Source organism: Vibrio sp. B1FLJ16 (assembly GCF_905175385.1).
Taxonomy (GTDB): Bacteria; Pseudomonadota; Gammaproteobacteria; order Enterobacterales; family Vibrionaceae; genus Vibrio.
The window spans coordinates 122062-140238 of sequence record NZ_HG992750.1 but is presented as its reverse complement, the minus strand read 5'-3'; the positions used below and the strand labels follow the sequence as shown (position 1 = coordinate 140238).

Here is an 18177-nt window from a genome sequence, read left to right as displayed (position 1 = left end):
ACTGCTCTTCCCCTTCGTAAATCAGATTGTTATCAGTGCCTGAACTGAGTCCTTACCATCATTTGATATTCTCATAGCCATAACACTGCTCATACAGGCCCGATTAGAATCGCATCACTATATCAATGAGATTCCGTTGAATCATTTCACAAATGAATATAAGTGATAACTATTATTATTTGCATTATGGGTATATTTTTGGCATTAGCGAAAGTTTGTAAAGCACTCAGTGACAATAAAGAAACTTAATATGATCGAGATCACGTAATTACACTCAAAAACATCAGGTTTCATTACTCAACCAATCTCATTAGAACAATTGATACAAGCACTCTGACTGATAAGTTGAAATCACAACTCTTTAGGTATAAGGCCAGAAAAAGCCTGCTTCGTAGCAGGCTCACAGAACAAACCGAGTCTACCTCTCTTTCTGAGTTAACACTTCAAACCCGTAGAGTGGGCTACGTTCTCAACTATTACGCGTAGGTTCTCACTGATTGCTCGCAGCGTTTTCAGCTCTTCGCCACTGAAAGGATGCATCAAAACAGATTCCGCTCCCTTTTTACCCACCACCGTCGGTAAGCTTAAAACGACACCATTCAAACCATATTGTCCCGACATCATGGTCCCGACAGGCAACACTGAACGTTCGTTGACGATCACTGCCTGAATAATCCGGAACACACTCGCCGCAATGCCATGAACCGTATTGTGTTTACGGCGGAAAATTTCATAGCCCGCCTGTTTTACCGACTCGAGTAACTCGTCGGCATCAATACGCTTAAGATTATGTGTATCACAATAGTAGTCAGCCGGTTGTCCGGCAATTGAAAGTAAGCTTTTTGGGGTAAAGCAGTAACTTCCATGTTCACCTAGTACGTAACCGAAGACATTTTTTGGATCGAGATCGACGCGATTAGCCACAATACTCATTAAGCGTGCTGTATCGATAACACAACCACTGCTGATTACCTTACGCGCTTCAAATCCAGTATTAGCAACAATAAAGTGAGTGACGATATCACAAGGATTAGTCACGACGATAAGAATTGCTTTGGGCGCTACACGCTCAATATTACGAGCTATATCAACCCCAATTCTGGCGTTTATTTCTGCAATATCCAGGCGAGTCTGTCCCTGCTTAATCTGTGCCCCGGCAGTGACCACCACGATGTCAGCTCCTAAAAGGTCCAGATAGTCGTTTGAAGGGATAATACGGGTATTTTTGGAAAAGGTTAGCGCCGAAGTGTGGCGAAAGTCGAAAACTTCCCCTTCTGCGCGTTCTAAATTTTGATCTAATAAAACCAGCTCGCTGAAACTACCCATAGTCAGTAAATAGTTACAAACTCCAACGCCAACAGCACCGGCTCCGATGACACCGATTTTCATTGTTCTCTCCCTGATATATTTCTAGTCCACAGCAAAGTGCAGGAACCAAATCTATCTGAATTTTTCTTTGTTACCATGTATATAAGCTACTCGTTTCGCCCTATGTACACACGGTGCCTAGGCACTTTCCCACTGATGTCAGGTTGCTCACTAACTTAAAAATGAGCTTGAATAGAATAAATGTCCAACACATTTATATCATTTGAATGCAATGCCGAACGAAAAATTTTCACTCGTGTGATTAGGTACTTACCACTATTGTCTGGTAAAAAATCGAGTACAATCTTGTTCAACTTAATTCAGAAGAGCGATCAAATGGAAACATTGTTAATTGGCCACCGTGGTGTTGCGGGCACACACCCGGAAAACACTAGGATAAGTGTTCAGGCAGCGATAAACCTTGACCTGAAGTGGGTAGAAGTCGATGTTCAGCCAACCAAAGATAACATTTTGGTAGTCTGCCATGATCACACGGTTAATCGCTGCAGTAACGGGCAGGGAAGAGTCGATGAGTTAACCTTAGCTGAACTCAAAAAGTTAGATTTTGGTAGTTGGCTGGGGAAAGAGTTTACCGGTGAAACAATCATGACACTCGACGAACTTCTTGAGCTGGCCGCTAATAACGATCTCAAACTGAATATCGAAGTTAAAGTCGATCGCCATCCAGGTGAACAAGTTGCCCTGTTAGTAGCACAAGCACTTGCCAATAGCCGTCTCTCTGAAGAAAGCGTTTTGCTCTCAAGCTTTAGCCACAACGTGATACGAGCTCTCTTCAAACATTGTAAAGGCTATCGCCTGGGTGTATTGAGCGACTTCCTGACTAGGAAAGATCGTTTATTGGCAGATGAAGTTCAAGCGTACAGCTGCAACTTAAACATCAATTGGGTAAGAGCTCGACAAATAAAGAAGCTACAGCGCGATGGTTATAAAGTGATGTGCTATACCGTTAATAATCCACATAAGCTCAGGCATCTACCACAGTTAGATGGCATTTTTACCGATCATCCAATCCGGTTTATGCAATAAAGACTTTCGTAAACTAAGAAGGAGGCAAAGATCTAAAGTTACCATTCAATCGTAATCGGGGTTCCCATTGGCACCAACTGAATAAACTCATCCATTTCTTCGTTTGTGATGGCGATACAACCATTCGTCCAATCAAAGCTCTGGATGAAGTTCGGCTTTCCCGTTTCATCATTTTTTAAACCATGTATCTTGATATCCCCGCCAGGGTCTACGCCCAGGCGATGAGCCTCAAGGGTATCAATAGCGTCAGGGTAGCTGATATGCACCGAACGGTAAAAAGCGGAATCATGAATGATGTAATCCAGGGTGTAATTGCCTTCCGGAGTACGATTATCCCCTTCTTGTTGTTTATGGCCTTTAGGGTTAGCTCCCAGAGCAATACGATATTCTTTTATGACAACCCCACCTTCCATTAAGAACATCCGACGTTTGGACTTATCAACGCTGACGAGATCGATTGCTGCCTGCGCACCTGAAACAAACACGCAGCACAAAAATAAAGAGCACCATCTTACAAACATCAGAAGAACGCCTAACAAAAAAGCCTACAAGAAAAAGAAGAGGCGCTATGCTAGTCAGTTGATGGTTACAAAGCAATCAGAATATAGTGTCAACACGTAAAAGATTGAGTGTTAATAGCACCGAGAATGACTTCAGGTTTATCTGTAGTTCGTCGCCAAAGTACATTACTTTATAAGTATATGTTTAACCCCAGCAAGTTTTAGAGGTAATTATGATTAATATTGCTTTTTTCAGTGCAAAATCCTACGACGAAGACTCTTTCAACAAAATAAAAAATAATCAGGACTTTGAGTTCCACTACCACGATTTTAGATTGACTGAGAAGACAGCTAAGATGGCTCACGATTGTGAAGTCGTATGCGCCTTTGTTAACGATGACCTGTCTGAGCCAGTACTGAAAAAGTTGGCTTTAGGAGGCACAAAGCTAATTGCAATGCGATGTGCCGGCTTTGATAAAGTCGACTTACAATCAGCTAAAGCGCTCGGCTTACAAGTAGTTCGTGTACCTGCCTATTCACCTGAAGCCGTCGCTGAGCACACCGTCGGCTTAATGATGTGTCTGAATCGTCGTCTACACAAAGCATATCAGAGAACCAGAGATGCCAACTTCTCTCTGGAAGGCTTAGTAGGCTTTAACTTTTTCGGTAAAACTATTGGTGTAATTGGTACTGGTAAAATTGGTATAGCTGCAATGAGAATTTTCAAAGGCTTAGGAATGGAAATCCTGTGCTTTGACCCTTATGAAAATCCACTTGCCACTGAGCTGGGCGCTCGTTACTGCTCACTTGAAGATATTTATACCAACGCAGATATCATCACTTTGCACTGCCCAATGAGTAAAGAAAATTACCACCTGCTCAACGCTAACTCATTCGCGAAAATGAAAGATGGCGTCATGATCATCAATACAAGCAGAGGAGAACTATTAGACTCGTTAGCGGCGATCGAAGCCCTCAAACAAGGAAAAATTGGCGCACTAGGCCTGGATGTTTATGACAATGAGAAAGAGCTGTTCTTTCAGGACAAGTCCAATGATGTCATCGTAGATGATGTCTTCCGACGCTTATCTGCCTGCCACAATGTCCTGTTCACCGGCCACCAGGCATTCCTCACTCACGAAGCACTAAACAACATTGCAGCAGTGACCCTGAAAAGCATTGAAACATTTTTCTCAGGAAAAGAATCTGGCAATGAACTGATTAATTAAAGTAAAGAGTAGAGTTCTTGAGTAATAGTAGAGAGCCTGATTTCAGCTATGCTATACTCCTCGGCCAAATAAAATTAGAGTCTAACTACCATGAGCATTAAAACTGATATTCAAAAGCTGCATAACCGTGTAGATAACTGCCAACGTAAGCTCGATGCAGCTCGTTCTCGTGGTGATCACGAAATGATTTCTAAGTTTACCGATGAAGTTGAGCAATTAACTAAAAAGCTAAATCAGCTTAAGCACAAACAAAGTTATGAGATGAACAAAGAACGTAAGAGCTTACTTGATATGCCATTTTCTCGCGAAATTACCAAGGCTGAACAAGCAGATATCGGAAAGCTTAAAAAACGTGTTCGTGGGCTCGTTATTGTTCACCCAATGACAAAAATCGGTAAAGAGCTGCGTTTAGATGTGATGACAGGCTTTGCACCTAAAGAGTTTTAATAAGCTCAAAAAGCGTTAAATAGAGAGCCCAAGTACACCACTTGGGCTTTTTTACGTCTCAGAGAAAAGAGATGTATTCGAGAAACCTAAATTGCAAAACATCGTCACTCATTATAAGAAAGCATTCCGCAATTCTGTGAACAAAGTAGCAAGAAGAAACTGGCGGTTTGAGTCGCTCTCTACCCTCATTTTTATACGCTGAAACAACAAATGCCTGTGTTATGAATAGTCAGAGCATTTCAGGACGGGCCATTTAAATGAAATAAGCCTCGCTATGGTGAGGGTTCTTTTAGAGTCGAGGTTGGTGAAGTTGATATGAATCTCTAATAATTTCCAATCACCAGAAACGACGAAAGCCTGCAAATTTCTTTGCAGGCTTTCTGTATAGTGGCGGAGAGATAGGGATTTGAACCCTAGATACGCTATTAACGTATGCCGGTTTTCAAGACCGGTGCTTTCAACCACTCAGCCATCTCTCCACAAATTGTTACTAAAACTTAGTCTTACTTAATAATGCTAATTTTTAGTTTGGTTTTCATCTATTCAAAAGATGAAGACCTAATTAAAGCCTGGCGATGTCCTACTCTCACATGGGGAAACCCCACACTACCATCGGCGCTGTTTTGTTTCACTTCTGAGTTCGGAATGGAATCAGGTGGGTCCAAAACGCTATGGCCGCCAAGCAAATTCTTTAATCTGGAAAGCTGTTTTTTTAATTCTCGTTCTTACACATTCAATGTTCTTTTATTGAGTCCATCAAAACCCCTTGGGTGTTGTATGGTTAAGCCTCACGGGCAATTAGTACAGGTTAGCTCAACGCCTCACAACGCTTACACACCCTGCCTATCAACGTCGTAGTCTACGACAACCCTTTAGGATACTTAAAGTATCAGGGAGAACTCATCTCAAGGCTTGCTTCCCGCTTAGATGCTTTCAGCGGTTATCAATTCCGAACTTAGCTACCGGGCAATGCGTCTGGCGACACAACCCGAACACCAGAGGTTCGTCCACTCCGGTCCTCTCGTACTAGGAGCAGCCCCTTTCAATTCTCCAACGCCCACGGCAGATAGGGACCGAACTGTCTCACGACGTTCTAAACCCAGCTCGCGTACCACTTTAAATGGCGAACAGCCATACCCTTGGGACCGACTTCAGCCCCAGGATGTGATGAGCCGACATCGAGGTGCCAAACACCGCCGTCGATATGAACTCTTGGGCGGTATCAGCCTGTTATCCCCGGAGTACCTTTTATCCGTTGAGCGATGGCCCTTCCATTCAGAACCACCGGATCACTATGACCTGCTTTCGCACCTGCTCGAATTGTCATTCTCGCAGTCAAGCGGGCTTATGCCATTGCACTAACCTCACGATGTCCAACCGTGATTAGCCCACCTTCGTGCTCCTCCGTTACTCTTTGGGAGGAGACCGCCCCAGTCAAACTACCCACCAGGCACTGTCCGTAACCCCGATAAGGGGTCAACGTTAGAACATCAACACTACAAGGGTGGTATTTCAAGGACGGCTCCAACGATACTGGCGTACCGTCTTCAAAGCCTCCCACCTATCCTACACATGTAGGGTCAATGTTCAGTGCCAAGCTGTAGTAAAGGTTCACGGGGTCTTTCCGTCTAGCCGCGGGTACACTGCATCTTCACAGCGATTTCAATTTCACTGAGTCTCGGGTGGAGACAGCGTGGCCATCATTACGCCATTCGTGCAGGTCGGAACTTACCCGACAAGGAATTTCGCTACCTTAGGACCGTTATAGTTACGGCCGCCGTTTACCGGGGCTTCGATCAAGAGCTTCGACCGAAGTCTAACCCCATCAATTAACCTTCCGGCACCGGGCAGGCGTCACACCGTATACGTCATCTTACGATTTTGCACAGTGCTGTGTTTTTAATAAACAGTTGCAGCCACCTGGTATCTGCGACTCTCAATAGCTCCATCCGCGAGGGACTTCACCGTCGAGAGCGTACCTTCTCCCGAAGTTACGGTACCATTTTGCCTAGTTCCTTCACCCGAGTTCTCTCAAGCGCCTTGGTATTCTCTACCCGACCACCTGTGTCGGTTTGGGGTACGATTCCTTACAATCTGAAGCTTAGAGGCTTTTCCTGGAAGCATGGCATCAATGACTTCACTGCCGTAGCAGCTCGACGTCGTGTCTCAGCCTTAAAAAGAGCCGGATTTACCTAACTCTTAAGCCTACGCACTTGAACCTGGACAACCGTCGCCAGGCCCACCTAGCCTTCTCCGTCCCCCCATCGCAATTGTAAGAAGTACGGGAATATTAACCCGTTTCCCATCGACTACGCCTTTCGGCCTCGCCTTAGGGGTCGACTTACCCTGCCCCGATTAACGTTGGACAGGAACCCTTGGTCTTCCGGCGAGGAGGTTTTTCACCCCCTTTATCGTTACTCATGTCAGCATTCGCACTTCTGATACGTCCAGCATGCGTTACCACACACCTTCAACCGCTTACAGAACGCTCCCCTACCCAATATACAAAAGTATATTGCCGCAGCTTCGGTTTACTACTTAGCCCCGTTACATCTTCCGCGCAGGCCGACTCGACCAGTGAGCTATTACGCTTTCTTTAAATGATGGCTGCTTCTAAGCCAACATCCTGGCTGTCTGAGCCTTCCCACATCGTTTCCCACTTAGTAGTAATTTGGGACCTTAGCTGGCGGTCTGGGTTGTTTCCCTCTCCACGACGGACGTTAGCACCCGCCGTGTGTCTCCCGGATAGTACTTACTGGTATTCGGAGTTTGCAAAGGGTTGGTAAGTCGGGATGACCCCCTAGCCTTAACAGTGCTCTACCCCCAGTAGTATTCGTCCGAGGCGCTACCTAAATAGCTTTCGGGGAGAACCAGCTATCTCCAGGTTTGATTGGCCTTTCACCCCTAGCCACAAGTCATCCGCTAATTTTTCAACATTAGTCGGTTCGGTCCTCCAGTTGATGTTACTCAACCTTCAACCTGCCCATGGCTAGATCACCTGGTTTCGGGTCTATATCCAGAGACTAAAACGCCCAGTTAAGACTCGGTTTCCCTACGGCTCCCCTAGATGGTTAACCTTGCCACTGAATATAAGTCGCTGACCCATTATACAAAAGGTACGCAGTCACAGGACAAAGCCTGCTCCTACTGCTTGTACGTACACGGTTTCAGGTTCTATTTCACTCCCCTCACAGGGGTTCTTTTCGCCTTTCCCTCACGGTACTGGTTCACTATCGGTCAGTCAGTAGTATTTAGCCTTGGAGGATGGTCCCCCCATATTCAGACAGGATATCACGTGTCCCGCCCTACTCGATTTCACTGAATGTGCGTTGTCAACTACGGGGCTATCACCCTGTATCGCCGGACTTTCCAGACCGTTCGTCTAACGCATATAAAGCTTAAGGGCTAGTCCAATTTCGCTCGCCGCTACTTTCGGAATCTCGGTTGATTTCTTTTCCTCGGGGTACTTAGATGTTTCAGTTCCCCCGGTTCGCCTCGCTGCGCTATGTATTCACGCAGCGATACTAGCTTATGCTAGTGGGTTTCCCCATTCGGAAATCCCAGACTCAAGTGGCTTTTACTGCCTAATCTGGGCTTATCGCAAGTTAATACGTCCTTCATCGCCTCTGACTGCCAAGGCATCCACCGTGTACGCTTAGTCACTTAACCATACAACCCGAAGGAGTTTCGAATTGCACTTTGTCTTCACTTTGAAAAGTGAAATCAAACGGTCAAACAACCAAAGTTGCTGTCTCATTATTTGAATGAGCGAGACAGCTTTCGATTTTGCCGGACTCAAATTCCAAGAACACTTGAATGTGTTTTTAGTTGTATTCCATCAGGAATACTTTGAGAACTTTACAATCAAACTTAAAAAGTTTGATTTGTCAGCTTTCCAAATTGTTAAAGAGCTAGATTTAACTTTCTATTTAAAGAAAGAAACCATTTTTAAGAACACTTAAGCAAATGTGCTTAAAGATGGTGGGCGATACCGGGCTCGAACCAGTGACCCCCTGCTTGTAAGGCAGGTGCTCTCCCAACTGAGCTAATCGCCCATTATTTCAAAACATGGTGGAGCTATGCGGGATCGAACCGCAGACCTCCTGCGTGCAAGGCAGGCGCTCTCCCAGCTGAGCTATAGCCCCATATTTTGAGTTTTAATTCCTAATGGAAGGAATGGTGGGTCGTGCAGGATTCGAACCTGCGACCAATTGATTAAAAGTCAACTGCTCTACCAACTGAGCTAACGACCCAATGGTATCCCGTAGGGGAGTCGAACCCCTGTTACCGCCGTGAAAGGGCGGTGTCCTAGGCCTCTAGACGAACGGGACACTAAGTGAACATCTTGGGGGATGTTCTATCTCTTAAAGTTCATAAACCGTATCAATCTGTGTGGACACTCATCGTGAGTAATCATCGTATAAGGAGGTGATCCAGCGCCAGGTTCCCCTAGCGCTACCTTGTTACGACTTCACCCCAGTCATGAACCACAAAGTGGTAAGCGTCCCCCCGAAGGTTAAACTACCTACTTCTTTTGCAGCCCACTCCCATGGTGTGACGGGCGGTGTGTACAAGGCCCGGGAACGTATTCACCGTGGCATTCTGATCCACGATTACTAGCGATTCCGACTTCATGGAGTCGAGTTGCAGACTCCAATCCGGACTACGACGCACTTTTTGGGATTCGCTCACTTTCGCAAGTTGGCCGCCCTCTGTATGCGCCATTGTAGCACGTGTGTAGCCCTACTCGTAAGGGCCATGATGACTTGACGTCGTCCCCACCTTCCTCCGGTTTATCACCGGCAGTCTCCCTGGAGTTCCCGACATTACTCGCTGGCAAACAAGGATAAGGGTTGCGCTCGTTGCGGGACTTAACCCAACATTTCACAACACGAGCTGACGACAGCCATGCAGCACCTGTCTCAGAGTTCCCGAAGGCACCAATCCATCTCTGGAAAGTTCTCTGGATGTCAAGAGTAGGTAAGGTTCTTCGCGTTGCATCGAATTAAACCACATGCTCCACCGCTTGTGCGGGCCCCCGTCAATTCATTTGAGTTTTAATCTTGCGACCGTACTCCCCAGGCGGTCTACTTAACGCGTTAGCTCCGAAAGCCACGGCTCAAGGCCACAACCTCCAAGTAGACATCGTTTACGGCGTGGACTACCAGGGTATCTAATCCTGTTTGCTCCCCACGCTTTCGCATCTGAGTGTCAGTATCTGTCCAGGGGGCCGCCTTCGCCACCGGTATTCCTTCAGATCTCTACGCATTTCACCGCTACACCTGAAATTCTACCCCCCTCTACAGTACTCTAGTCTGCCAGTTTCAAATGCAATTCCGAGGTTGAGCCCCGGGCTTTCACATCTGACTTAACAAACCACCTGCATGCGCTTTACGCCCAGTAATTCCGATTAACGCTCGCACCCTCCGTATTACCGCGGCTGCTGGCACGGAGTTAGCCGGTGCTTCTTCTGTCGCTAACGTCAAATAATGCAGCTATTAACTACACTACCTTCCTCACGACTGAAAGTGCTTTACAACCCGAAGGCCTTCTTCACACACGCGGCATGGCTGCATCAGGCTTGCGCCCATTGTGCAATATTCCCCACTGCTGCCTCCCGTAGGAGTCTGGACCGTGTCTCAGTTCCAGTGTGGCTGATCATCCTCTCAGACCAGCTAGGGATCGTCGCCTTGGTGAGCCCTTACCTCACCAACTAGCTAATCCCACCTAGGCATATCCTGACGCGAGAGGCCCGAAGGTCCCCCTCTTTGGCCCGAAGGCATCATGCGGTATTAGCCATCGTTTCCAATGGTTATCCCCCACATCAGGGCAATTTCCTAGGCATTACTCACCCGTCCGCCGCTCGACGCCGTTATCGTTCCCCGAAGGTTCAGATAACTCGTTTCCGCTCGACTTGCATGTGTTAGGCCTGCCGCCAGCGTTCAATCTGAGCCATGATCAAACTCTTCAATTTAAGATTTTGTTCGGCTCAATGAATACTGACTTCAAAACTACAAAAGTAATTTTAAAGCTATTATCGTTCCAACAGAACGATAATGAATTGACTGTGCTGAATCCGAAGATTCAATGGTCACTTCGTATCATTGAAACCTAATTTGAAACCGAAGTTTCGAATTGGATTATCATCAACGAGTGCCCACACAGATTGATAGGTCTATATTGTTAAAGAGCTTGCTTTTCGAGAAACTTTTCTCTCAAAGCGGAGGCGTATTCTAATGAACTAACTCTCAGTGTCAAACACTTTTTAAATTAATTTTTAGAAGCTTTTATTTCGCCTTGTCGCCAGTTGCTTTCACGTTTCCGCTTTGCCCTGACAACGGAGGCGCATTATAGGGAGATGATTTTTCTTGGCAACCCTTTTGAAGAAAAAAATTCAAAAAAAAAGCGCCGAGTGATGAATTCTCACTCAAGCGCTTATTTTTAGCACTCATTTGTTAATATCAGGTAGCAAAGACGCAATCAATATGTATCCAGCCAGGCTTCTTCAAAACTGGCAACATCAAGTGATAGCGATTCACTCACTTCAATTTTTTCAATTGCTTCTAGTTCTTTATTAACGCTGCTCATGGTAAGTGTGTTGTTATCCAACTCAAACACTTGCTTTTGTGTGGTGTAGTAGAATTTAAGAATAGTCAGCGCTTGCAGGTCATCACAGCTCGCGGCTGTTTTAATACTTTTTAGCTTGCGGTAAATTTTGTTATGTACCTGTTTTAGTTTCCAAACGTAATGCACTTCTTTCATGTACGGGCGAGTTTTAAACTGATTAAGTAAAGAGAGAGATGTAGCGAGCGAGAGAAGTACGCCGATCAGATTCCAATGAAAATTACCCGTCGATTGCTCCGGCTGAATATTGGTATTTCCAAAAAGACTAATCAATAGTGTACTGAATGCCAATGATGACACAGCAAGTAATACTACAAAGCCGCCAATAACCAAGTTGACTTTCTTCCTGTAGATTTCTTTATTTATTTTTTGAATTTCCATTTACTACTCCTAAAAGGTCGCTCCTATTTTAACTGCAAGTTTTAGCACCACAATCGAAGCTTTGTAAGTAAGTTCATAATTGCTATTAAACTCGCATCCCTTCCCCGCTTAGGTATATACTTCCGCGCATTCACTCTTCCTATATAGAGGCTAAATTCATGCGCTCTTTTGTTTTACGAGCTCGCGCAGCACCAACCACCAGCAAAGCACTATTAGAAGGTGTTGGTAATGAAGCGCATACCGAGATTCTTGCTCATACCATGATGAACACCATGTTCGTCGCTCAGTCACACCGAGAAGATGTGGTTGTACACTTGGTTCTTGAGAGCACTAAAGATTACTCCCGAACGATTACCATTCGTTCTAACGATATTACTAATATTGGTGGTTTCCACGAATCGACGTTGATCTCCGCTGTCGCGCGTGCTTTGGATGCTTCAGTTGGAATGGGTAAAGAGCAGAGTCGTGAGGTCGAGCCGGGCATTACGGTTCGTACAATCAGCTTCGAACGTTTGGTTCAGGGACTGGCCGAAGACCACCAGCTGTATATGTTAGATAAAAAAGGCGAATTCGTTCGCGATTCAGAAATCGGTTCAAACCCTTGCTTCTTATTGACTGATCATATTCCAATGCCGAAGAAGTCATTCAACAGTCTGAAACGTCTTGGTACGGAAAAGATAAGCTTAGGCCCTAAGATGCTGTTTGCTTCTCAGTGTGTGGTATTAATCCACAATGAACTGGATATCCGTGAGTTCTAACTCTACTTGTATTGGTATAGCTAGATAAAAAAAAAGAGGACTCGCTGAGTCCTCTTTTTGATTCTGACTTTCTGATGATGGGCCTATTTACCACCAATGCTCAGGCGTGCAAACCGCACATCTGGCGCAAAAAAGGTTCGGCTGTCATTAATCAACTGAGTATCTCCAACCGCTTCTACTTCTTGTAGCATTTTGTAGAAGTTACCCGCAACCGTGATACCACGTACTGGCTGAACTCGCTGACCATCTCGACACAAGAAGCCACTTGCACCAAACGAGAAATCACCACTGACCGGATCTGCGCCAGAGTGAACACCCTGCAACTCAACAAGCTCTAGGTACTCACCAGATTTTACGTCAGCGACACTGCTGTTACCCGTTGCAATGACTTTATGGTTCGCCGCAACATCTAAGCTTGATTTCGCTCCGCGAGCAGCACTTGCTGTTGAAACTGCACCTAAGTAACTTGCAGTGTGGCTATTGTGTAATAAAGTATTTAGCTGTCCACTAGCAATTAACACGTTGTCCTGAGTAGCAAAACCTTCGCTATCAAAGCCGCAAATAGCCATACCATTCGCCATGTACGCAGTGTCAGTAAAGGTAATCAAGTCACTGGCAATACTTTGACCAATCTTGTTACCCAGTGGCGTAATGCCTTTCACCGCACTCACGCCAGAGAAAGCACTACCGAACGCGCCTAACAAACTGCTTAGGGCATCAATATCGAAGATTACCGAGTAATTACCTGTCGCGACTGGTGCACCATCAAGAAGGTCACGAGCTAGGTTGTAACCTTCTTCAATACAGAACGACGAACTCAATTCATCAAAACGGCGACCGACGGACATCTTACCCGCCATAGACTGTTTACCGTCTTTCTCAAACAGCGTATACGCATAACAGTTGAAACTGCGTTCAAAGTGCTGACACAAAGAGCCTTGCGTATTAGCGATGATCAACTGAGTTTCACCATCACTGTAACCATTGTAAGGAGAACTTGATGCGTGAGGCAGACTAACCACACCTTGCTCAAGCGCGAGAGATAGCTCGATTTTCTCATCAACAGGCGTGGTATCTTCCTGAGCGATTTCCGCTACATCAGTGGTGATGTGACTGTTTACGCAGCTAATGGTTTGATGCTCGTCCTGCTTGGAGAAGCGCGCACTCTGCAACGCATTAGTCAGCATCAAATCTAAACTTGGTAATTCCAAAGACTCAGAGTAGCTGGTCGCAACACGTGCATCTTTCACCACACGAACGCCCAATACTTGGCTTGAACTTACTTTGTACTCATCCAACTTGCCTTGGTTTGCTTTCAAAGAGAAGCTGCTATTGCGATTAACAATCACATCCGCTTCTGCGCCTTGGCGTTTTGCTTCTGACAGGATGTAATCAACAGCATTAAGAAGTTGTTGTTCTTGGCTCATTAGTTACCACCTCCTACCAGAATGTTGTCTACTTTCAGCGAAGGCTGGCCTACCGTTGTTGGTACTGCGCCACTTATTGATCCGCACATACCAGGAGCAAGCGCCATGTCTTTACCCACCATACTGATTTCTTTCAGAACTTTAGGGCCAGTACTGATTAGGGTCGCAGTTTTAAGAGGCTTAGTGATTTTGCCGTTTTCGATCAAGTAAGCTTCACGTACTGCAAAGTTGAACTCACCTGTACCCGGCTGAACAGAGCCGCCGCCCATCTTCTTAGCGTAAATACCACGTTCTACACCTGCCAGCATGTCATCAAGTGTATGTTCGCCTTCTTCAATAAAGGTGTTACGCATACGCGAAGTCGGAGCAAATTTGTAGTTCTGACGACGACCAGAGCCAGTTGGTTCATATCCCGTTTTCATGCCACCCATTTTGTCGACCATAAAGCTGGTTAACTTACCGTCTTTAATTAGTTGAGTACGCTGAGTCGGCATACCTTCATCATCAATATGGATTGAACCCCACTCATTTGTCATGGTGCCATCATCGACCGCATTCACCGCGCTATGAGCAATCATTTCGCCCATTTTGTCGTGGAATACGGATGCTTTCTTCGCAACCGATGTGGTTTCGAGCAAGTGACCGCACGCTTCATGGAAGATAACGCCACCAAAGCCATTACCAATTACCACTGGCATTTCACCTGATGGACACGCATCCGCGCCAAGCTTAACCAAAGCTTGTTGTGCGATAGTCTGACCTAGCTCTTTAGCATCCAGCTGTTCACTGAACTCCCAGCCAGCTAGAGCGCCCGGACCTTCCATTCCTGAAGATTGTTCATTGCCTTTTTGCGCAACGGTGTTACCGGCAACGCGAACATAGTGACGTGTATCGTCAACATGTAAGCCTTCTGAATTGAAAATAGTTACCTGTTGTTCTCTTTGAAGCACACTACCGATAAACTGGCTGATATACTCACTTTCTGCGCGCGCAGCTTGGTCAACTTTCAACAAGAACGCGATTTTAGAATCCAGATTAGCGTCTTGGCTGAGAGGCAAGCGGCTACTGTGCTGAACTGGGTAGCGATTCAAATTAAGCGCACCCGCTGATGCAATTTGCTCACGTTTATCTTTCGCAGCGAGCAATGACGTGACGCGTTTAAGTTCCGCTTCGTCTGTGCTGTTGGTGTAGCCATAAAGCACTTTATGGCCGAAAAAGAGGCGAATCCCGATACCAAAATCGATACCTGAATTCACCTTGTCCACCTCACCAGAAGCGATCTGGACGGTGTTAGTTTGATGATGTTCAACGAATAACTCAGCGAAATCAGCTCCTAAAAATAGAGCATGATCGATCACTGACTTCGCTGTTACAGAATTAAGCATGAAGTCTCCTTGCTCGATGATCGTCTTAGCCTTCCAAATTAACCTGTTCTCGAAATAGTCAAACATTTACCGACTTCCTTAACCTAAGCCCAGGTTAAATAACTCACTGTTAATTCAGTAAAGTTATATTGGCAACGTGTAAAATCTTAACAGTTTTTTAACCTTGTTTTGTGCTAATCCTTGCTAAATGAGACCACGATTAATTATCAAAAATTCCAGTTTCTACGCTTTCGTCAGTGGGTTGCACTGAGGATTTGTGCGTTACAAATCAGGTATAAGCTTACTCTAACACTCGCATCGCATAAATGAACGCACAAGAATAATTACCCTCAAAAAAGCATACCCCTTGAGTAACTGTCCTGCTATCATCCTAGCGAAATAGTCGGGGGGCCACGCAGTACGCGTCGGCTGAGATCGAAATTCGAGACCCGTTGAACCTGATTCAGTTAGCACTGACGTAGGGAACTATGAGCACTTAGCCTTCACCTAATTTCCTAGGTTAGCAATAGCGGGTCCGAAAACCGATCTGTCTACAAGGGTCAAAGTCAGTTCCTATACGTCTTGTAATAGGAGCGACCATGACACAATCACAGCCTTATTCAGACAAGACGCCATCCTCACTAGTTCCCATCGTGTTAACGATCGCAGGATCAGACAGTGGCGGTGGTGCGGGTATTCAGGCAGACATCAAAGCCATGTCTGCGACAGGCAGTTTTGCTTGTTCTGTCATTACCGCCATCACTTCGCAAAATACTCAAGGCGTTTCCGCCATTTTTCCTATCCCACTTGAGCACGTAGAAAGCCAACTCGATGCGGTGTTTACCGACCTTAATATCGTGGCGGTTAAAATCGGCATGCTAGCAGACGCAAATATAATCAAAGTCGTTGCGAACAAAATTAAACAATACCAGCCGAAGCATCTAGTCATTGATCCGGTAATGGTGGCCACCAGCGGAGATTTACTCCTCGAGCACTCCGCGATCGACACATTAAAACACGAGCTCATTCCGCTCGCTGACATCATCACCCCCAATCTCCCTGAAGGTTCCGCATTAACAGGAAAGCCTGTACCTACATCCGAAGATGAAATGAGTGACATGATTGCGGATCTGCGTGCGCTGGGCGCTAAAGCAGTATTACTTAAAGGTGGTCATCTAGAGAAAGACGAAAACAGTAGCGACCTACTGATCATGCAAGACTCTTCAGAGCTCATTAGCGCCAAGCGTTTCCCTACTCAAAATACACATGGCACAGGTTGTACCCTCTCTTCTGCGATTGCTTCTTACCTTGGACAAGGATACGACCTGCCGAAAGCCGTGTATTTGGCTAAACAGTATATCTGTCAAGCGATCGCCCATGCAGATGAACTCGATGTCGGCAAAGGTCACGGCCCGGTTCACCACTTCTTCGCAAGCTCTAATTGCGGGAAAGATAAAGATGTTTGCTAATACGGCCGGAATTCAGCTTGTTAATGTCAGCCTGCGATACAACAACAGCGAGATACCAACGCTGGCGAGGTTAAACATGACGATCCCTTCGGGTCAGTGGACAGTAATATTAGGGCGCAGTGGCTGCGGTAAAACCACTATTTTGCGTTATCTGGCTGGCTTGCTAGATGACCAAGTTGAGTGGCAAGGCGAGCTAACAACAACCGATGGGTTAGCTCTTCACCAACGTATCGCCTACATGGCGCAGCAAGATTTACTGCTGCCATGGCTCAGTGTTTCGGATAACGTCTGTCTGAGTTCTCGCTTTTCTCATCCCAACTCAAATTCAGCAGCTCAGAGTAAGCGCGCTAGTCAATTGTTGAAACAAGTTGGCTTAGCTGACTACGTGTTTGCGAAACCCGATCAGCTTTCCGGAGGTATGCGCCAGCGTGTCGCCCTTGCCCGCACTTTAATGCAAGACAAACCCGTGGTTTTGATGGACGAGCCCTTCTCTGCGCTCGACGCTGTGACCAGACACAAGCTACAGACGTTATCCGCCACTCTGCTCAAAGAAAAAACTGTAGTGCTGATTACTCATGATCCACAAGAAGCGGTTCGTCTTGCCCACCAATTGTATATTCTGCAAGGTACGCCAGCACGGGCTCAATCTCTCATCGTTCCTGACTCTCTACCACCTCGCATACTGAATGGCGAATCTGCCACGTTGCAGCAAGAAATCTTAGAACAGTTGGAAAAAGATTATGAGTGATATGACTCAATACAACTCCATCTCGACACGCACCAATAAGAAAGATCGAGTCACTCATCCTGTGCTGAGATTGATGATCAGTACCGCTGTGATTTTAGGTCTGTGGCAATTGATAGTTGTCGCATTCAATATGCCGAGTTTCATTTTGCCAGCACCTGTTGATGTACTTAATAGACTGCTCTCCCGCTACGACGTATTGCTCGTACACACCTGGGTAACCGCGCAAGAGATCCTGCTTGGTCTTGGACTCGGTTTATCGATGGGCTTGCTGTTTGCGCTGCAAATGTTGCTGTTCGAACCGCTAAAACGCTGGCTGTTGCCAATTCTGATTGCAAGCCAAGCAATTCCGGTTTTTGCCATCGCACCTGTCTTAATGCTCTGGCTGGGTTACGGCATCGCTTCAAAAGTCGTCATGGCAGCAATCATCATCTTTTTCCCTGTTACGACGTGTTGTTACGACGGTTTACGCAATACCCCAAGCGGGTATCTGGATCTGGCCAAAACGATGGGCGCATCAAAATGGCAACTTCTCCGCCATATTCAACTGCCTGCGGCATTACCCACACTCGCCTCTGGCATTCGTGTCGCGGTAGTTATCGCCCCGATTGGCGCGGTCGTCGGTGAGTGGGTCGGTTCAAGTGAGGGCTTGGGTTATCTGATGCTGCAAGCTAACGCGCGCATGATCATCGACGAGATGTTTGCAGCACTACTTATCCTCGCCATGCTATCCATCTCACTGTATTTCACTACTGACAAACTACTGAAAAAAGCCATTCCCTGGGAAAACAAATAGGGAAATAAAAAAGGAAGAACCC

The 18177-nt window shown here is 46.0% G+C and carries 12 protein-coding genes, 5 tRNA genes, 3 rRNA genes and 1 riboswitch; of the genes, 7 read left to right on the top strand and 13 right to left on the bottom strand.

The window, feature by feature from the left end; all coding sequences use genetic code 11:
* Positions 1–435 precede the first annotated feature (435 nt).
* On the bottom strand, positions 436–1389 hold the full coding sequence (locus KHN79_RS14755) for an L-lactate dehydrogenase (RefSeq protein ID WP_182010303.1): 954 nt from the start codon (positions 1387–1389) through the stop codon (positions 436–438).
* A 315-nt stretch (positions 1390–1704) separates the two neighbouring features.
* On the opposite strand from KHN79_RS14755, the gene KHN79_RS14750 reads away from it, so the two are divergent.
* Positions 1705–2415, top strand: a complete 711-nt coding sequence (locus tag KHN79_RS14750; RefSeq protein WP_182010304.1) for a glycerophosphodiester phosphodiesterase family protein — start codon at positions 1705–1707, stop codon at positions 2413–2415.
* 38 nt (positions 2416–2453) lie between these two features.
* Here KHN79_RS14750 and KHN79_RS14745 read toward each other — a convergent pair whose 3' ends face one another.
* Complete coding sequence (locus KHN79_RS14745; RefSeq protein WP_182010305.1) at positions 2454–2936, bottom strand: L,D-transpeptidase family protein; 483 nt, start codon at positions 2934–2936, stop codon at positions 2454–2456.
* Between the two features lie 212 nt (positions 2937–3148).
* Between KHN79_RS14745 and KHN79_RS14740 the strand changes: the two genes are divergently transcribed.
* Positions 3149–4144: a 2-hydroxyacid dehydrogenase gene (locus KHN79_RS14740; protein ID WP_182010306.1), complete on the top strand. Its 996-nt coding sequence runs from the start codon at positions 3149–3151 to the stop codon at positions 4142–4144.
* 90 nt (positions 4145–4234) lie between these two features.
* The gene (locus tag KHN79_RS14735; RefSeq protein ID WP_182010307.1) at positions 4235–4591 is read left to right on the top strand and encodes a YibL family ribosome-associated protein; all 357 of its coding nucleotides are present in this window, start codon (positions 4235–4237) and stop codon (positions 4589–4591) included.
* A 388-nt stretch (positions 4592–4979) separates the two neighbouring features.
* Here KHN79_RS14735 and KHN79_RS14730 read toward each other — a convergent pair.
* The 9 genes from KHN79_RS14730 to KHN79_RS14690 form a co-directional block, all read right to left on the bottom strand.
* Positions 4980–5070 (bottom strand) — tRNA-Ser (locus KHN79_RS14730).
* 88 nt (positions 5071–5158) lie between these two features.
* A 5S ribosomal RNA gene (gene rrf, locus KHN79_RS14725) occupies positions 5159–5274 on the bottom strand.
* A 94-nt stretch (positions 5275–5368) separates the two neighbouring features.
* Positions 5369–8260 (bottom strand): 23S ribosomal RNA (locus tag KHN79_RS14720).
* Between the two features lie 310 nt (positions 8261–8570).
* Positions 8571–8646, bottom strand: a tRNA-Val gene (locus tag KHN79_RS14715).
* A 14-nt stretch (positions 8647–8660) separates the two neighbouring features.
* Positions 8661–8736, bottom strand: a tRNA-Ala gene (locus KHN79_RS14710).
* A 32-nt stretch (positions 8737–8768) separates the two neighbouring features.
* Positions 8769–8844: transfer RNA gene (locus KHN79_RS14705), tRNA-Lys, on the bottom strand.
* Positions 8845–8846: 2 nt separating this feature from the next.
* Positions 8847–8922 (bottom strand) — tRNA-Glu (locus KHN79_RS14700).
* Positions 8923–9012: 90 nt separating this feature from the next.
* Positions 9013–10565, bottom strand: a 16S ribosomal RNA gene (locus KHN79_RS14695).
* The 16S, 23S and 5S rRNA genes sit together here with 5 tRNA genes alongside, the layout of an rRNA operon.
* A 506-nt stretch (positions 10566–11071) precedes the next feature.
* Positions 11072–11596 carry a DUF3087 domain-containing protein gene (locus KHN79_RS14690; RefSeq protein ID WP_182010621.1) on the bottom strand — a complete coding sequence of 175 codons (525 nt, stop codon included), beginning with the start codon at positions 11594–11596 and terminating at the stop codon, positions 11072–11074.
* 158 nt (positions 11597–11754) lie between these two features.
* On the opposite strand from KHN79_RS14690, the gene trmY reads away from it, so the two are divergent.
* Positions 11755–12354 carry a tRNA (pseudouridine(54)-N(1))-methyltransferase TrmY gene (gene trmY / locus KHN79_RS14685; RefSeq protein WP_182010620.1) on the top strand — a complete coding sequence of 200 codons (600 nt, stop codon included), beginning with the start codon at positions 11755–11757 and terminating at the stop codon, positions 12352–12354.
* 83 nt (positions 12355–12437) lie between these two features.
* Here the strand turns inward: trmY and KHN79_RS14680 are convergent, their stop codons facing one another.
* Both KHN79_RS14680 and KHN79_RS14675 read right to left on the bottom strand, forming a co-directional pair.
* The gene (locus KHN79_RS14680; protein WP_182010619.1) at positions 12438–13781 is read right to left on the bottom strand and encodes a TldD/PmbA family protein; all 1344 of its coding nucleotides are present in this window, start codon (positions 13779–13781) and stop codon (positions 12438–12440) included.
* Positions 13781–15166, bottom strand: a complete 1386-nt coding sequence (locus tag KHN79_RS14675; RefSeq protein ID WP_182010618.1) for a TldD/PmbA family protein — start codon at positions 15164–15166, stop codon at positions 13781–13783. Before KHN79_RS14675 ends, KHN79_RS14680 begins: the two co-directional genes overlap by 1 nt.
* A gap of 373 nt (positions 15167–15539) precedes the next feature.
* A riboswitch (TPP riboswitch) is annotated at positions 15540–15647 on the top strand.
* A gap of 97 nt (positions 15648–15744) precedes the next feature.
* On the opposite strand from KHN79_RS14675, the gene thiD reads away from it, so the two are divergent.
* Genes thiD through KHN79_RS14660 form a run of 3 tightly spaced genes read left to right on the top strand, consistent with a single transcriptional unit; the run spans position 15745 to position 18155 of the window.
* The gene (gene thiD, locus KHN79_RS14670) at positions 15745–16614 is read left to right on the top strand and encodes a bifunctional hydroxymethylpyrimidine kinase/phosphomethylpyrimidine kinase (RefSeq protein ID WP_182010617.1); all 870 of its coding nucleotides are present in this window, start codon (positions 15745–15747) and stop codon (positions 16612–16614) included.
* A complete protein-coding gene (locus tag KHN79_RS14665) occupies positions 16604–17362 on the top strand; it encodes an ABC transporter ATP-binding protein (RefSeq protein ID WP_182010616.1) in 759 nt (252 codons plus the stop codon). The genes thiD and KHN79_RS14665 overlap by 11 nt, the downstream gene beginning before the upstream one ends.
* On the top strand, positions 17355–18155 hold the full coding sequence (locus tag KHN79_RS14660) for an ABC transporter permease (protein ID WP_182010615.1): 801 nt from the start codon (positions 17355–17357) through the stop codon (positions 18153–18155). The genes KHN79_RS14665 and KHN79_RS14660 overlap by 8 nt, the downstream gene beginning before the upstream one ends.
* Positions 18156–18177: the final 22 nt, after the last annotated feature.

Coding starts and splice junctions, on each gene's coding strand:
- KHN79_RS14740 (WP_182010306.1), top strand. CDS start 3,149: ATGATTAATATTGCTTTTTTCAGTGCAAAATCCTACGACGAAGACTCT.
- KHN79_RS14680 (WP_182010619.1), bottom strand. CDS start 13,781: ATGAGCCAAGAACAACAACTTCTTAATGCTGTTGATTACATCCTGTCA.
- KHN79_RS14690 (WP_182010621.1), bottom strand. CDS start 11,596: ATGGAAATTCAAAAAATAAATAAAGAAATCTACAGGAAGAAAGTCAAC.
- KHN79_RS14675 (WP_182010618.1), bottom strand. CDS start 15,166: ATGCTTAATTCTGTAACAGCGAAGTCAGTGATCGATCATGCTCTATTT.
- KHN79_RS14735 (WP_182010307.1), top strand. CDS start 4,235: ATGAGCATTAAAACTGATATTCAAAAGCTGCATAACCGTGTAGATAAC.
- KHN79_RS14750 (WP_182010304.1), top strand. CDS start 1,705: ATGGAAACATTGTTAATTGGCCACCGTGGTGTTGCGGGCACACACCCG.
- KHN79_RS14660 (WP_182010615.1), top strand. CDS start 17,355: ATGAGTGATATGACTCAATACAACTCCATCTCGACACGCACCAATAAG.
- trmY (WP_182010620.1), top strand. CDS start 11,755: ATGCGCTCTTTTGTTTTACGAGCTCGCGCAGCACCAACCACCAGCAAA.
- KHN79_RS14755 (WP_182010303.1), bottom strand. CDS start 1,389: ATGAAAATCGGTGTCATCGGAGCCGGTGCTGTTGGCGTTGGAGTTTGT.
- thiD (WP_182010617.1), top strand. CDS start 15,745: ATGACACAATCACAGCCTTATTCAGACAAGACGCCATCCTCACTAGTT.
- KHN79_RS14745 (WP_182010305.1), bottom strand. CDS start 2,936: ATGTTTGTAAGATGGTGCTCTTTATTTTTGTGCTGCGTGTTTGTTTCA.
- KHN79_RS14665 (WP_182010616.1), top strand. CDS start 16,604: ATGTTTGCTAATACGGCCGGAATTCAGCTTGTTAATGTCAGCCTGCGA.